The organism is Capnocytophaga sp. oral taxon 878 (assembly GCF_002999135.1).
Lineage (GTDB): Bacteria > Bacteroidota > Bacteroidia > Flavobacteriales > Flavobacteriaceae > Capnocytophaga.
On sequence record NZ_CP027229.1, the window covers coordinates 541,465 to 558,357 of the forward strand.

The following is a 16,893-nucleotide window of genomic DNA, read 5'->3' on the forward strand; positions in this document are numbered from 1 at the left end:
CCTCTATGTAATCTAGTAACAGTGGATAACCATCTGAGCACATAACATTGGTCAAATCAAGAAACATTTGAGTCAAAATCTGTGTATTCTGTGTAATCTATGACAAGGTTATCGGTCGTTTCCACTTAGACAATATTCCTCCTGCTCCACGTGGAGTACCACAAATTGAGGTTACTTTTGACATCGATGCTAACGGTATCATCAACGTGTCGGCGACTGACAAGGGTACTGGCAAATCGCACAATATACGTATAGAAGCCTCATCAGGACTTTCTAAAGAAGACATCGAAAAGATGAAACGCGAAGCTGAAGCTAATGCCGAAGCCGATAAGAAAGCTAAAGAGAAAGCTGATAAGCTAAACGAAGCTGATGCAATGATTTTCCAAACTGAAAAGCAATTGAAAGAGTTTGGCGATAAGCTACCTGCTGACAAGAAAGGGGCTATAGAAGGCGCGTTAAGTGAGTTAAAAACAGCTTATGACAGCAAAGACCTTGGCAACATAGAAGCAGCGTTAAACAAAATCAACACTGTTTGGCAACAAGCTTCAGAAGACCTCTACAAAGCACAACAAGGCGGTGCTACCGGACAACCTAACGCTGGCGGACAACAACAGCAAGGTGGTAATGCCGACAACGTGCAAGACGTAGATTTTGAAGAAGTTAAATAGTGACTTTAAAAGGTAATAAAATGAAAAACACCCTCAGGAATGAGGGTGTTTTTTTGTGCTTTATTGAAAATTATTATTAGAAGCCTAATACCATTTTTGCAATGAAAAAGTAAATAAGAATTCCTAATACATCATTACTGGTGGTGATGAAGGGTCCGGTTGCTACTGCGGGGTCGATACCACGTTTGTGCAGCAGTATGGGTATGAATGTGCCTATAACTGCTGCATTTACTATTACTGTAACCAAGGCTACGGCTACGGTGATACTCACTAAATACTCTGCCTGAAAAGCAAAATGACTTACTAATATCACTATCCCTGCAATAGTTCCCCCATTGATAAGTCCTAATAGGAACTCCTTAAATAACCGCTTGATAAGCTCTCCGTCAATAGAGTTGTTGGCTAACCCCTGTACTACTATAGCTGATGATTGTACTCCTACATTCCCTGCTGTTGCTTGTATTAATGGGATGAAAATAAGTAGTATGGGGAAAGTGTTCATCGCATCTTGAAAACCATTGATGATACTTGCTGCCCCTAAGCCGCCAAACATTCCTATCAGTAGCCAAGGCAGGCGCGCCTTGGTGAGCTTCCATACACTGTCATCGGCTTCGACATCGTTGGTGATACCCGCTGCTAACTGGTAGTCTTTTTCAGCTTCTTCTTTAATGACATCGACAACGTCATCGATAGTGATGCGCCCTACAAGACGTTTCATTTCATCTACTACAGGAATGGCCTCCAAGTCGTACTTACTCATTATATGGGCAACTTCTTCGGTAGTATCGGTAACGTATACGTAATCTACTTTAGGAATATAAATATCTTTTACTTCGGAGCGAGTAGAGGTGGTGAGTAGATCCTTTAAAGAAAGTCGTCCTTTTAGTACATCATTATCATCTACTACATAAATAGAATGTACGCGGGTAACGTAGGCGGCTTGCTCACGCATCTCCTTGACACACTTTAACACATTCCAATTTTCATTTACTTTTACCAACTCTTTTGCCATAAGCCCCCCAGCGGTATGCTCATCATAGCGCAATAAATCAACAATGTCTTTGGCGTGTTCGACATCTTCGATATATGAAATAACTTCTGTTTTTCGTTCTTCGGGGAGTTCGGAGATGATGTCTACCGCATCGTCGGTGTCGAGCTCTAATATCTCGTCGGCAATTTCTTTAGCTGATAGGTGTTCTAATATCTTATCTCGGTAATCATCATCCAGCTCGGTAAGTACATCTGAAGTTTTTTGAGCATCTATCAATCGGATGATGTATACCCCTTCTTCAATGTCGAGTTCGTGAATGATTTCGGCTATATCGGCATAGTGCAAATCACCTAAGAGGGTAGTGAGTTCCTTATTTTGTTTTTCCTCTATCAGCTGTTGAATTTTCTCAACAAGTTCGGATGTTATCTTGAATGTTGCCATATCATTTTAGTGATTGCTACAAACTCTTGCCAAGCTAATTGCTCGGGGCGTTTGTTGAAAATAGGACTTTCTTTAATTTTGTCTGTTAGTAGTGCTTTTAGGCTATTGCGTAGGGTTTTGCGTCGCTGGTTAAAGGCTGTTTTTACTACAGAGAAGAACAACTCTTCATTACAATCTAAATGGTAATTATCTTTACGTTTTAGGCGTATTACTCCGCTTTTTACTTTCGGGGGAGGGTTAAATACGTGTTCTGATACGGTAAACAGATATTCGGCATCATAGAATGCTTGTGCTAAAACAGATAATATGCCATAGGTTTTGCTTCCTGGTTGCTCACAGATACGTTCGGCTACTTCTTTTTGGAACATTCCGCTAAACTCTGGTACCCATTCTCTGAGTTCTAAGAGTTTAAATACTATTTGGGTGGATATATTATAGGGGAAATTGCCGATAATGGCGAAAGGTTCGCCCATAGAGTTTGCTATGTTATATTTGAGAAAGTCGTCGGCTATGATTTTGCCCTGTAATTGAGGGTAATGAGCTTCTAAATATGCGACAGACTCACGGTCAATTTCTACCACATATACTTCGGTGTTTTTTTGCAGCAAGAATTGGGTAAGGACACCCATTCCAGGACCTATTTCAACTACTTTACAGTAATTTTGAAGGGTTAGCGTGTCGGCTATTTTTTGGGCGATGTTTAAATCTTTTAAGAAGTGTTGCCCTAAGTGTTTTTTTGCTCTTACTAATTCCATAACTTTAACTGCGTACTCGACGTAATAATAAAATGGCAAGGGTAAGGAATATAAGATTGGGTAATACTACTGCCATTAAAGGAGATAGCCCCCCTGAGGTTTGAGCCAGTGTGCCAAATACACGATCAAAGAACACAAAGCTAAAGCCTACTACTACTCCTACCATTAGGTTGATACCCATACCTCCGCGTTTTTTGACGGATGATACGGCAACCCCTATAAGTGTAAGGATGAAAGCTGTACTGATAGCTCCCCATCGCCTATATTTTACTAACAAATAGGCGTTTATATTAGGAGATCCTTTCATTTTTTCTCGCTCAATGAATTTATCCAGCTCGAAGATGTTTTTGTTTTCGGCTGTATATTCCATAGGCATAAGGTCGTCGATCTTAAACTTGAAAATAGTATCGAGCTGTTCTTTTTTTTCGATTATATCATCACCTTCGCCTATTTTGCGTTTGGTGTAATCGGTAAGGCGGTATGTTTGGGTACTATCAATCCACAATATAGTGCTAGCATTAATCTTTTCGGTCATTTTGATACCTTCAAAATGTTCTACTGAAAAGTTATAGCCCATTTTCTTTTCATAATCAAAAGAGCTTACATACAGATAATCATTATCGGAGAACTGGTTATACAGGTTTGTAACACTGGTTACTGAGCCAGAACGAATGTACTTGTTCCAAAACTCGTTATATACACTACTAGCAGCTGGCACAATGAACATTCCCATAAAGAATACGATTATAGAAATGATACTTGCTCCTACTATATATGGGCGTAGAAAGCGCATATAGGATACCCCTGAGCTTTGTATGGCAATAATTTCGGTATTGTTTGCCAACTTGGAGGTGAACCATATAATAGACAAAAATAGCAGTATTGGGAACAAAATGTTGGCAAAATACACTATAAAGCTGAGGTAATAGGTAAGAATCTCATCTAAAGGTGCGTTTCGGCGCTGCATTTTATCTATTTTTTCTGATACATCGATGATAATACCTATGGGTATGAACAAGACTATCATCATAAGGAAGGTAAGTAGGTAGCGTTTCAGTATATACCAGTCGATTATTTTCATATTTTCTTTTTTATTATAGGCGATTAGCCATATCAACAACCATTTTAGCTTTCCATTGAGCAAAGGTGCCAGCTACGATTTGGCGGCGAGCCTCACGTACTAACCACAAGTAGAAGCCTAAGTTATGGATAGAGGCTATTTGCTTACCTAAAAACTCATTGGCAGCAAAAAGGTGGCGCAAATAGGCTTTAGTGTAATAAGTATCAACGTAAGTATGCCCATCGGGGTCGATAGGAGAAAAGTCATCTTCCCACTTTTTGTTTTTGATGTTGATAATTCCTTGGGCAGTGAATAGCATTCCGTTACGTGCATTACGAGTAGGCATCACACAGTCCATCATATCGACACCTAAAGCGATGTTTTCCAATATATTAATAGGAGTACCTACTCCCATTAGGTAGCGAGGTTTGTCCTTAGGTAATATATCGCACACGAGTTCGGTCATTTCGTACATTTGTTCTACCGGTTCGCCGACTGATAGCCCTCCGATAGCATTTCCATCAGCCTCTTTGCTAGCAATATATTCGGCTGATTGCTTGCGTAAATCTTTATATACAGAACCCTGAACTATAGGGAATAGGCTTTGCTGATAGCCGTATTTGGGTGGTACTTTTTCGAGGTGGGCGATACACCTATCGAGCCAGCGGTGGGTGAGGTGCATAGAGCGTTTGGCATAGCTGTATTCGCAAGGGTAGGGGGTACACTCATCGAAAGCCATCATAATATCGGCCCCTATGCTGCGTTCTATTTCCATTACATATTCGGGAGAAAAGAAGTGGTAAGAGCCATCGATATGGCTTTTGAATTTGACTCCTTCCTCTTTAATTTTTCTGTTGGCTGCCAAGGAGTAGACTTGATAGCCACCGCTATCGGTAAGGATATTTCTGTCCCAGTTAATAAACTTGTGTAGTCCGCCTGCTTTTTCCAAGATAGGCATTTGAGGTCGTAGGTATAGGTGATAGGTATTTCCTAAGATAATATCGGCGTTAATATCGTCTTTTAGTTCGCGTTGGTGTACGCTTTTCACGCTGCCTACGGTACCGACAGGCATAAAGATAGGCGTTTCAATCACTCCGTGATCGGTAGTGATTTTGCCTGCGCGAGCTTTGCTATGCTCGTCTGTTTTTAATATTTCAAAATTCATAAGAGTATATTTCGGGCTGCAAAGGTACGAATTAATTATCAAATGACAATATTTAGGGGGTAGGTTTCGGGTTTTTTGGGGTAGGAGTTAGGTGATAGGTGAAAAATGAAGAAAATATGGTATTTGGCGATTTTTGTTGCGGATTATGCAAGGGGAGGGGGTGGAGGTTAATGGGGTGGGAATCAGGGAGGTGAGGGGTATCCTTCGTTTATAGTTCGTTTATCCTTCGTTATAGGTTCGTTTAAAGTAGGTAAAAGATAAGAGATAAGAGATAAGAGGGGTGGGGAAGAAAAGGCTGATTATTAATGTATTGTGTTATTGGGGAGGAAGATAGATGGAGGGTGAGGATTATTGAGAAAAATGCAATGAAAATGGAAAAATGATGAGAAATTGTTAGAACTTTAGGGGAGAGAAGAATGATGAAAAAATATAGAGAAAAGACAGTAAAAAAAGTTGTCTATTTATTGTTTATTGATAATTATTTGTTATCTTTGCACTCTGAAAAAATAAAGTATTAAGACTGTGGTTACAATAGAAAATATCTACAAAAAATATGGTGATTATACGGCACTCAACAACGTGTCGCTACATATTCCGAAGGGGAGTATCTTTGGGTTATTAGGACCCAATGGGGCGGGTAAGACCTCATTGATACGGATTATCAACCAAATAGTATTGCCCGATGAGGGTAAAGTGCTTTTTGATGCGGAGCCTTTGCAACCTAAACATACGGCGCAAATAGGTTACTTACCTGAAGAACGCGGTTTGTACAAAACGATGAAAGTAGGGGAGCAGGCTATGTATTTGGCGCAGCTGAAAGGATTGAGCAAAAATGAAGCGCGGGAGAGGCTTAAATTTTGGTTTGAGCGGCTACAAATAGGGGACTGGTGGAACAAGAAGGTGCAAGAGCTTTCCAAAGGTATGGCACAAAAGATACAGTTTTTGGTAACGGTACTACATCAGCCTAAACTACTTATTTTTGATGAGCCTTTTAGTGGTTTTGACCCTATTAACGCTAATATTATAAAAGACGAAATACTTTACTTACGCGAGCAAGGTGCTACTGTTATCTTTTCGACCCATAGGATGGAATCGGTAGAAGAACTGTGTGACCATATTGCGCTTATAAACAAATCACATAAAATATTGGACGGGAAGCTGATAGATATTAAACGAGCTTATAAAAATAACCAATATGAGGTAGGGTTAAAATTGCCTGAAGAGCAAAAGATGGTTCTTTTGGCAGAGCTTAAAGATAAGTTTGAGGTGAGTGAAGCTAACTTTAAGACGCTGTATGATGAACTAAAATTATATATCAAACAGAAAGAAGGCGAAACAGCTAATAACTTATTGCAGTACCTTACTACAAAGGCAGAGGTGACACACTTTGTGGAATCGATTCCTACTGTTGATGAGATTTTTATATCAACCATAAATAAATTAGCAGATTAATATGAAACACTTAGCAATAATCACTCAACGAGAATATTTAAATAAAATACGCAATAAATCATTTATCATAATGACCTTTGTGAGTCCGCTAATAATGGTTATTTTTGCGGCACTGATTGCCTTTTTATCGGATATGAATAAAAAGAGTAAAGCCAAAGATGTAATGATATTGGATGAAAGTGGACTGTATACTAATACTTTTGAGAACACAGAGAATGTACACTTTGAATACCTTGCTAATACCTCGTTACAAGACGCACAAGCCGATGTGTTAGCGAAAAGCAAATATGGACTGCTGTATATTCCTGCAGAAAAAAGCAAGGCGGTAACTTTTTACAGTGAAGAATCGCCTTCGTTATCATTTACACAGGAGCTTACTAATGCTATGGAAGCTACTCTTTTCCAGTATAATCTGACCCAAAAAGGTATTGATAAAAGAGAAATAGATACGGCTAGATCTCGTATTGATGTAGAGTTACAAAACTTTACAGGTGAAAAATCTTCGGAGTTGAGCAGTGTTTTGAAAATAAGTATAGGTGGGATAGCAGGGTATATGATCTTAATGTTTATCATCATCTACGGAAATATGATTATGCGTAGTGTGATTGAGGAGAAGACCAATAGGATTGTAGAAATCATAATTTCATCGGTAAAGCCTTTTGAATTGATGTTAGGTAAGATATTGGGAACTTCACTTGCAGGGCTTACTCAGTTTGCAATATGGATATTGATAGCAGGGGTACTACTGGCTTTGACACCAGCCTTCTTTAATGTAGAAGCAGCTAACCAAGTGGCAGGAGCCGCACAGGGAGTATCAGCGTCTAAAATAGAATTATTAGTAGGCGCTTTGTATCATTTTCCTTTTGTAGAAACTTTTATATTGTTCTTGCTTTTCTTTGTAGGAGGTTTCTTGCTGTACAGTTCTCTGTACGCTATGGTAGGGGCTATGGTAGATAACGAAACGGATACCCAACAGTTTATGATGCCTATACTCATTCCGCTAATGTTGGCTTTTTACGTAGGAGCTTTCTCGGTAATAGAAGAGCCTCACGGCACTATTTCGGTAGTATTCTCATACATACCATTTACATCGCCTGTGGTAATGTTAATGCGTGTGCCTTTTGGGGTAGCGTGGTGGGAAGTACTAATCTCCTTGATACTGCTGTATCTCACTTTCTTTGGAATTATTAGACTATCCTCTAAAATCTACCGTATAGGTATACTTATGTACGGCAAAAAGGCAAGCTATAAAGAAGTGTGGAAGTGGATTAAAATGAAGTAATAATGAAAACAAATAACCTCTATATAAACCGCGAAATAAGTTGGCTAAAGTTTAACGCACGTGTGCTGCAAGAGGCAGCAGATGAGCGAGTGCCCTTGTTGGAACGATTGCGCTTTGCTGGTATTTTTTCCAATAACTTAGATGAGTTCTTTAAAGTGCGTTACGCTACTGTAAAACGAGTGGCTATGAATGAAGCCTCGGAAAAAGAATTGGGAGTGCATGCCAAGGAGCTATTGGAAGAAATAACCAAAGAGGTAATACAACTGCAAAATGAGAGTCTGAAAATTATAGCTTCTATTACTAAAGAATTAGAGAAAGAGCAGATATTTATAGTAGATGAAAAGACCTTATTGCCAGCACACGAATCGTTTGTAAATACTTATTTTTACGATAAGGTACGTCCAGCCCTTTTTACCATTATCCTGAATGATTTGGAAACCTTTCCACAATTGAAAGATGATGTGGCTTATTTGGCAGTGAAAATGACCTTAAAGGAAGATGAAGCGAAAGCATCGGGGGTGCAGAAGTTTTTTTCATCAAGAGCTTATAAAGAGAAAATACAATATGCACTAATAGAGCTGCCAACTACCCTTGATAGATTTATAGAACTACCGCAGCTGGGAGATAAACATTACATCATTATGCTAGATGATGTAATACGCTTTTGTTTGCACAAAATATTTAATATTTTTCATTACGAATCACTTACGGCTAATATGATTAAGATTACCCGTGATGCTGAATTGGATATTGACGATGATTTGAGCAAAAGCTTTATAGAAAAACTCTCGAGTAGTGTAGAAGGCAGACGCAGAGGAGAGCCAGTACGCTTTGTATACGACAAAACAATAGATGAGGATACACTGCACTTCCTTTTTGAAAAAATGGGTATTGTAAAGACAGATAGCGTTATACCAGGAGGCAGGTATCACAATAGACGGGACTTTATGAGCTTCCCAAGTTTAGGAAGAAAAGACCTTACTTATGCCCCTATACAACCATTGCCTGTAAAAGGACTTACCTCTGAAGAGAGTTTGCTAAAGAAGATAGCAGAAAAGGACTATCTGCAATATGCTCCTTACCATACTTTTTCAAATATTATATGGTTTTTACGTGAAGCGGCTTTAGACCCTAAAGTAAAATCGGTGAAAATTACCATTTACCGTTTGGCTAAAAACTCACAAGTAGTGAACTCACTTATAAATGCAGTAAAGAACGGTAAGAAAGTAACTGTACAGATAGAACTGCAAGCCCGATTTGACGAAGAATCGAACATACGATATGCAGAACAACTTAAAGCTGAAGGGGTAAAACTTATTTTTGGTGTAAAAGGGTTAAAAGTACATAGCAAAATATGTGTGATAGAACGCAAAGAGGGTAAAGAACTGAAACGTTATGGCTTTATTAGTACAGGTAACTTTAATGAAAGTACAGCTAAAATATACACTGATTACACGCTATTTACTGCTAATCAAGAACTACTGAAAGAAGTGAACAAAGTGTTTAACTTTTTTGATACTAACTATAATGTACAGAAGTATAAACACCTTATTGTATCACCTCACTATACCAAAAAGCAACTGCGCCAGCTTATAGATGAAGAGATTAAGAATGCTAAAGCAGGTAAAGAAGCTTATATAAAACTGAAGATGAATAATATCACCAGCTATAAGATGATTGATAAACTGTACGAAGCTAGTTGTGCGGGGGTAAAAATACAGATGATAGTGAGAGGTATTTGTTGCTTAGTACCCGGAATCCAAGGTATGAGTGAAAATATAGAGGTGATAAGTATAGTAGATAAGTTTTTGGAACACCCGCGTCTTTTTATCTTTGGTAATGCTGGAGCTCCTAAAGTATATATATCATCTGCTGATTGGATGACACGTAATATATCATTTAGGGTAGAGGTGGGGTGCCCTATTTATGATGAGACTATTAAGCAAGAACTTATTGATACTTTTGAAATAAGCTGGGCCGATAATGTAAAAGCCCGCATAATAAACCAAGCACAAGATAATACTTATAGACCTCATACAACCCCAGCTTTGCGTTCGCAAGTAGCCTTATATGAATATTATCAGCAAAAAAACAAGCTAACGGAATAGATGAAACGACCCCAACTCAAATTAGCTCAATACGTAATAGAAGCCTGTAAAGCTAAAGAAATAAAACATATAGTTATATCACCAGGTTCGCGCAATGCCCCCCTTACTATAGGCTTTGCTAATAACCCTTATTTTACTTGTTATAGTGTGGTAGATGAGCGTTGTGCAGCTTTTTTTGCACTTGGTATTGCCCAACAAACTAAGCAACCAGTAGCAGTAGTATGTACTTCGGGTTCGGCATTACTGAACTATTATCCCGCTTTTTCGGAAGCTTTTTATAGCAATATTCCTTTGGTGGTTATATCGGCTGACCGTCCTACTAACAAAATAGATATAGGCGATGGGCAAACTATACGCCAAGTGAATGTATTGGCTAACCATAGTGCTTATAATGCGAATCTATCGGATGAGGGATATAGTGATAAAAGTAACTTTTATGAGCTGAATAGCGCTTTAAATACTGCTATAGAACAACAGTTGCCAGTGCATATTAATGTGCCTTTTGAAGAGCCACTATACCTTACTACAGAAGAGCGTTTTCTATTTGATAATATTCCTGCAAAACAATGTAGCCCCATTATTAATGAGGCTAAAGCACTTGAATTTATCAAACATTGGAATGCTTCGGCTAAGAAAATGGTATTAGTAGGAGTATTGCCCCCTAATAGTGTAGAGGCTGAGTATGTAGAAAGGCTAGCTAAAGATCCTTCTGTTTTGGTACTTACTGAAACTACATCGAACTTACATCACACGCATTTTACTCCTTATATTGATAAGTTGCTTACTTATACTGAAAAAGATCCGGCCTTACGTGAGGCGTTGCGACCAGATTTACTGCTTACCTTTGGAGGATTGGTAGTTTCTAAGAAAATAAAGCAGTTTTTGCGTGGAATAAAGCCTTCTTATCATTACAATATTGATTTACATCAGGGGTATGACTCATATAACTGCCTTACAGCTCATTTTAAAGTAGATATTAATACATTTTTTAAGAAATTAGGACATTACTTGCTGGTAGTGCCTTCGACATATCAGCAGCAATGGCTTAAAGTGAAAAATGAAATACAACAAATACACTTGGAATATGTGGCTGATGCTCCTTATTCAGACCTAAAAGTGTACAGTGAGCTTTTTGCTAACATACCTAATGATTACGTGGTACAGATAAGTAACAGTTCGGCTATTAGGTATGCCCAACTAATGAAAGCTAATCCTTCATTGCAGGTATTTTGTAATAGGGGTACTAGTGGTATAGATGGTAGTATGAGTACTGCCATAGGGGCAGCTGTAGGTAGTGCTAAACCTACAGTGCTTATTACTGGTGATTTGAGTTTTTTTTATGATAGTAATGCCCTTTGGAACCGTTATATTCCTAATAATTTTAGGGTCATATTGATTAACAACCAAGGGGGAGGAATCTTTAGAATATTGCCAGGAGATAAAGCTGATCCTAATTTTGAATACTTCTTTGAAACCCCTCATAAACTTACAGCTGAACATTTTTGCAAAATGTATGATATTGCTTATCAAGTAACTAATAATATAACTGATTTGCAGAAAGTTATGGTTGATTTTTACACGCCTTCGGTTACACCTAAGCTATTAGAAATACATACCCCAAGGAAAATAAATGATAAAGTTTTGTTAAAATATTTTGAGGTATTAAAAAAATGAGTAATTTTACGGCATTAATTTTAAATATGTAAAAAATTATGAGTAAACGTGATGAACTTATCGCTGTGTACACCAAAGATTTGAAAGAAAAATGTGGTGAAGCAAATCCTGATGTTGATTTCTTAACAAAGGTAACTGTAGGATTAGGTCCTTCTATTTACAATGATGATGCTTCAAAGGTATCAGGTTCTGATCAAACTGAGTTAGATCGTGTAAAACAAAACTTTTTGATTAAAAAATTAGGTCTTACCGACAGTCCTGAATTAGACAAAGCTATCAATAGTGTAATAGAAAAATACGGTAAATCAAACAGAAACAAACACCGTGCAGTAGTCTATTATTTGTTGGCTAAACACTTTAAGAAAGAAAGCGTTTACAACAAGTAAAAACAACTTTTAAAAGGCTGTTCAAGATAATATTGGACAGCCTTTTTTTTAACCTTTTCATATCAGTTGAATTAGAGAAATGGATAAAATCGGTAGGAGATTTTCCCCAAGAATGGATAAAAAACAAAAACTACAATTCCACAAACGTATTGCAACAGGACTCTTCTTCCTGATGCTTGCCCTTTATATAGGGGCTGTAATACTTCAAAATAAAGCCCCTGAACTTAGTTTTGTAGGCTATATAAAAGCCTTTGCTGAAGCTGCTATGGTAGGAGCTCTTGCAGATTGGTTTGCTGTTACGGCACTTTTTCACAAGCCCTTGGGGCTTAATATTCCGCATACTAACCTTATAGAAGCTCATAAAAATGATATAGGAGAGAACTTAGGCTCATTTGTGGTAGAAAACTTTTTAAAGCCCCAACAAATACGGCCTTATATTACTCATATTAGGGTTTCGACTTTTGTTATAGAATGGCTTTCAAATAAAAATACGGCTACTAAAATAAATGAGATGGTAAAAGAAAGTCCGCTGAAAGGTAAAGTAGCTAATTGGCTTACTACTCTTATTGATGATAACCAACATCAGCCTTTTGTAGGGCAAGCTTTTGAGAAAGTAGCGGCTTATTTAAATACTCATAAGGAAATTATTGAGAGTGAGATAGATAACCAGTTTCCACCCCTTATTCCGTCGTTTATAAAAGATTCTATTATTCGGAAGGTAAGTAATGGACTTTATGAGTTTATAAGCAAGGCTTCGACAAACCAATATCATCCTATTAGAACTGAAATTACAGCGCAGCTATACGCTTTGGCTAATAAACTGAATAGTACTGAATGGGAAGTTCCTATAGCCCAGCTGCTGCAAACAAGTATTAGCAAACTTACTGCTGAACTGAAACAAAACACAAACTTACAACAACAAATAGATATTTGGGCACAGAAAACGGCTTATCAGTTTGTGTTGCGAAACAAAGAAGAAGTGGGTAGGCTTATCAGTAGTACGGTATCCCAATGGGAAGGGCGTGAGCTTAGCAAGAAATTAGAGCTTGAAGTAGGTAAAGACCTTCAGTTTATTCGTATTAATGGTACCTTAGTGGGTGGTATGGTTGGGTTACTGATTTACTGGTTTACTCATTTATTTGCTAATTGATAATTTGTTAATTAGCTAATTATGTGTATCTTTGTATTTTAAAAATAAATATTATGAACAAATCATCATTTATTACTTCTCGTTTTTTGTTGGCATTAGTGTTTTTTGCCATTAGCTATTTGGCTCAAGCTCAAAGTCCTAATATTTTATCACCTTCATACCAAAACAGCAATGGTTTGGGTGGTTTTACTTATGGTGGTAATGTAGGTATTAACTACAATACTTATGGTTTTGGGCTTGATTTATCTCCTCGTTTGGGTTATAAAATAACTAATGATCTTGAAATTGCTGCTATTGTGAATGGTTCATTACATCATACGGAATACTATAGGAATTTATCTCTTTCGGTAGGTCCGGCTTTGTCTTATTATTTGGGACGTGTGGTTTATTTGACGACTTCATATCAGCATTATTTTGTTTCGCAGAAAAGCAAATTGTATAATAATACCTATAATACTGAAGAGGATGCTTTGTATGTGGGGGGTGGTTATATGCAGCAGTTAGGTGATAATGTTTATTTGCAGATAGGGGCTACTTATAATGTGCTTTATAAGAGCGATAGTAGTATTTTTAGTACAGGATTTGTGCCTAATATAGGGATAGTGATAGGGCTATAAAAGCACCGCTTAATTCTTGCTATTTATAGGATAAGAGCCTTTGTTATTTTGGGGAAAAATAGAAAGATATACTGTTTTCGGAGCATTTTTTAGATGCTTAGAAAACAGTTTTTTTGTGCTTATTATTTACTATATACAGTAGTAAAATCTGACCAACTATCCTTCGTTTATAGTTCGTTTATCCTTCGTTATTCGTTCGTTCATCCTATAAGGTAGTTTTAAGATGTTTTTGGGTGAGAAGAAGTTTGCTTAGGGATTTTGTGTATTTGACTTAAAAAAGATTTATTATTAATTGCATATTGATATTTATTTTGTACCTTTGCAGCCGAAAGTAATAATCAAGAGGACAAATTTGTACTGATTGCAACCTCTTGGGGTACTCCCCGAAAAATGCTAAAACAGTAATATTTACTTGCTTTTCCGCTTAGTACCCCTTCCGCCATTGCAAATAGGCCTCTTCTAAAATATATTTATACCAATGGGATATTTATTTACCTCTGAGTCCGTTTCTGAAGGACATCCTGACAAAATCGCCGATCAGATTAGCGATGCTCTTATTGACAATTTTCTTGCTTTTGACCCTCACTCTAAAGTGGCTTGTGAAACCTTAGTAACCACTGGTCAGGTTATATTAGCAGGTGAAGTAAAATCAAATACATATATTGATGTGCAGCAGATTGCGCGCAATGTTATCGAAAAGATAGGATACACCAAAAGTGATTATATGTTTGAGGCAAAATCATGTGGTGTGCTTTCGGCTATTCACGAACAATCACCTGATATTAATCAGGGAGTGGAGCGTGGGAAGCCAGAGGAACAAGGTGCTGGAGACCAAGGGATGATGTTTGGGTATGCGGTGAATGAAACTGAAAACTATATGCCTCTTGCGCTTGACCTTTCACATGCTTTGTTAAGAGAGCTGGCTGTCATTAGACGTGAGAATAAGGAAATTACATATCTTCGTCCAGATGCTAAGAGCCAAGTAACTTTGGAATATGATGATAATAACAAGCCTGTGCGTATTAATACTATAGTTATCTCGACCCAGCATGACAACTTTGATACTGAGAGCAAAATGCTTAAGAAGATTAAAGAAGATATAGTGCATATTTTGATTCCGCGTGTCATAGCTAAATATCCGCAGTATGCTCCTTATTTTGACGATAAAATTATTTATCATATTAATCCTACAGGTATTTTTGTTATTGGTGGCCCTCATGGAGATACAGGATTGACTGGTCGTAAGATTATTGTAGATACTTATGGAGGTAAAGGAGCACACGGAGGTGGAGCTTTTTCGGGTAAAGACCCTAGCAAGGTAGACCGTAGTGCGGCTTATGCTATGCGGCACATTGCTAAGAACTTAGTGGCAACAGGTGTAGCTGATGAGGTTTTGGTACAAGTAAGTTATGCTATAGGTGTAGCACAGCCCACAGGAGTGTATGTAAATACTTATGGTACAAGTAAAGTGCCTTTTACTGATGGTGAAATAGCTGAGAAAATACAAGAGATATTCCCTCTTCGCCCTTATGATATAGAACAGCGTCTTAAACTTAGGAATCCTATCTATAGTGAAACTGCTTCATACGGACATATGGGTAGAACTCCTGAGGTGATAACAAAAGTATTTTCATCACCTTATCACAAGACAAAGAAAATAGAAGTAGAGCTTTTTACTTGGGAGAAATTAGATTATGTAGAGAAAGTAAAGGCTGCATTTTTTTAGAAATAGACACATCACTTTACAAGGGGTTATCTAAACAATTAGATAATCCCTTTTTTTGTAGCTAATACTTTATTGTTATTTAGAAAAAGTTTTGTACCTTTGCAACATATTCATTAAACTCCAAAAAGACTTATTTAGATGAAAAAAATATTTTTTTTAGTGGCTTTGGCAGCTACTATTCCTGTATCGGCACAGCTACTTCGCCATAATTTTGATGAAGAAGGTAATACTTTTATTCAGGGTATAGCACGAGCTCAGTTTTGGGCGCGTTATACTGAAACCAATCCAGGTACTACGGTACAAGGGAGGCCTGTGAATAATGTTTTTGACCTTTCGGTAAGGAGATACCGTTTAGGATTTTTTGCCCAAGTACAAAAAAACTGGCTTTTTTATGTACTTATGGGGAATAATAATCTGAACCAAAATACCCTCCGTACGACAGACTTTCGGTTATTAGATTTGATGGCTCAGTATAGTTTTAGTCCGCAGCTTAGTATAGGAGTAGGTAAGGCAACATTTCCTGCTGCGGGGCGTTATTCTAATAATTTTGCCAATGGATCTATGCTTACCCTTGACCCTTCGATATATTACCTTAATACTTCAGGTCATTTTGATGATGTAGGGAGACGCTTAGGGGTATATGCTAAAGGACAACTAGGGAAGTTTGAATATTTTGTTTCGGCACAAAGTCCAGCTTATCCTACAGAAAAGATGCGAGGAGACTTTAATTACACCAAAGGACATACAAACTTACTTACATCTTCTTATCTGAAATATGAATTTTGGGATGATGAAGCTAGTAGGCTACTTACAACTGGTGGTGCTGGCACTTATTTAGGTAGTAAACGCATTTTAAATGTAGGTATAGGTTATGAGTATTTGCCTAATATGCGAGAAATAAATACAGGAACAGCTACTACAACCCATGATTACTTTAATTTAGGAATTGATTTATTTTTAGATACCCCAATATCAGACCAAAATGATGCTATTACGGCTTATTTGTCTCTTAATACTATACATTTTGGTAATGATTACATTAGGAATGTGGGTGCTAATAGTATTTTTGAAGGAGGAACCTCACTGAATGGAGCAGGTAACGCTTATCCTGTAACAGGTACAGGTAATACTGTTTTTCTTCAATTAGGTTACTTATTTCCTAAATGGGAAAGTACGAAGATTAGAGTACAGCCTAATATAGGTTGGAAATTTGCCGATTATAAAGCACTAAATAGTTATATGAATGCTTATATGGTAGGGGTAAATACTTATTTCAACGGTCAGAAAAGCAAACTGAGCTTAGGTTATGAAAATAGACCTGTATTCAGTAAAATAAGCAAGGAAGAAACAAGACGCTTAGGTACTTTTGTATTGCAATACCAAATAGAATTATAAATAAGAAGCTTAATTAAACAATA

At 37.4% G+C, this 16,893-nt stretch carries 13 protein-coding genes and 1 pseudogene; 10 read left to right on the top strand and 4 right to left on the bottom strand.

The window, feature by feature from the left end:
• Positions 1 to 101: 101 nt before the first annotated feature.
• Positions 102 to 668: pseudogene (locus C4H12_RS02425) on the top strand (Hsp70 family protein); the annotation flags it as partial.
• A gap of 76 nt (positions 669 to 744) precedes the next feature.
• On the opposite strand, the gene mgtE reads toward C4H12_RS02425, so the two are convergent.
• The 4 genes from mgtE to tgt are packed head-to-tail and all read right to left on the bottom strand — an operon-like array spanning position 745 to position 5,080.
• Positions 745 to 2,100: a magnesium transporter gene (mgtE, locus tag C4H12_RS02430; protein ID WP_106097505.1), complete on the bottom strand. Its 1,356-nt coding sequence runs from the start codon at positions 2,098 to 2,100 to the stop codon at positions 745 to 747.
• Complete coding sequence (rsmA, locus tag C4H12_RS02435; protein ID WP_106097506.1) at positions 2,082 to 2,855, bottom strand: 16S rRNA (adenine(1518)-N(6)/adenine(1519)-N(6))-dimethyltransferase RsmA; 774 nt, start codon at positions 2,853 to 2,855, stop codon at positions 2,082 to 2,084. Before rsmA ends, mgtE begins: the two co-directional genes overlap by 19 nt.
• A 4-nt stretch (positions 2,856 to 2,859) precedes the next feature.
• Positions 2,860 to 3,936, bottom strand: a complete 1,077-nt coding sequence (locus C4H12_RS02440; protein WP_106099402.1) for an LptF/LptG family permease — start codon at positions 3,934 to 3,936, stop codon at positions 2,860 to 2,862.
• A gap of 13 nt (positions 3,937 to 3,949) precedes the next feature.
• Entirely contained in the window at positions 3,950 to 5,080 is a 1,131-nt protein-coding gene (gene tgt / locus C4H12_RS02445; protein WP_106097507.1) for a tRNA guanosine(34) transglycosylase Tgt, read from the bottom strand.
• Between the two features lie 522 nt (positions 5,081 to 5,602).
• Here tgt and C4H12_RS02450 point away from each other — a divergent pair.
• The 9 genes from C4H12_RS02450 (at position 5,603) to C4H12_RS02490 (ending at position 16,870) form a co-directional block, all read left to right on the top strand.
• Positions 5,603 to 6,532: an ABC transporter ATP-binding protein gene (locus C4H12_RS02450; RefSeq protein ID WP_106097508.1), complete on the top strand. Its 930-nt coding sequence runs from the start codon at positions 5,603 to 5,605 to the stop codon at positions 6,530 to 6,532.
• Between the two features lies 1 nt (position 6,533).
• A complete protein-coding gene (locus C4H12_RS02455) occupies positions 6,534 to 7,814 on the top strand; it encodes an ABC transporter permease (protein WP_106097509.1) in 1,281 nt (426 codons plus the stop codon).
• A 2-nt stretch (positions 7,815 to 7,816) separates the two neighbouring features.
• Positions 7,817 to 9,922, top strand: coding sequence for a polyphosphate kinase 1 (ppk1, locus tag C4H12_RS02460; RefSeq protein ID WP_106097510.1), 2,106 nt, complete (start codon positions 7,817 to 7,819; stop codon positions 9,920 to 9,922).
• A complete protein-coding gene (gene menD, locus C4H12_RS02465; protein WP_106097511.1) occupies positions 9,923 to 11,596 on the top strand; it encodes a 2-succinyl-5-enolpyruvyl-6-hydroxy-3-cyclohexene-1-carboxylic-acid synthase in 1,674 nt (557 codons plus the stop codon).
• Between the two features lie 38 nt (positions 11,597 to 11,634).
• Positions 11,635 to 11,982, top strand: a complete 348-nt coding sequence (locus C4H12_RS02470) for a DUF2853 family protein (protein ID WP_106097512.1) — start codon at positions 11,635 to 11,637, stop codon at positions 11,980 to 11,982.
• Between the two features lie 112 nt (positions 11,983 to 12,094).
• Positions 12,095 to 13,132 carry a DUF445 domain-containing protein gene (locus C4H12_RS02475; RefSeq protein WP_106097513.1) on the top strand — a complete coding sequence of 346 codons (1,038 nt, stop codon included), beginning with the start codon at positions 12,095 to 12,097 and terminating at the stop codon, positions 13,130 to 13,132.
• Positions 13,133 to 13,185: 53 nt separating this feature from the next.
• Positions 13,186 to 13,749 carry a hypothetical protein gene (locus tag C4H12_RS02480; protein ID WP_106097514.1) on the top strand — a complete coding sequence of 188 codons (564 nt, stop codon included), beginning with the start codon at positions 13,186 to 13,188 and terminating at the stop codon, positions 13,747 to 13,749.
• 478 nt (positions 13,750 to 14,227) lie between these two features.
• A complete protein-coding gene (gene metK / locus C4H12_RS02485) occupies positions 14,228 to 15,475 on the top strand; it encodes a methionine adenosyltransferase (protein WP_106097515.1) in 1,248 nt (415 codons plus the stop codon).
• A gap of 138 nt (positions 15,476 to 15,613) precedes the next feature.
• Positions 15,614 to 16,870, top strand: coding sequence for a hypothetical protein (locus tag C4H12_RS02490; protein WP_106097516.1), 1,257 nt, complete (start codon positions 15,614 to 15,616; stop codon positions 16,868 to 16,870).
• Positions 16,871 to 16,893 lie beyond the last annotated feature (23 nt).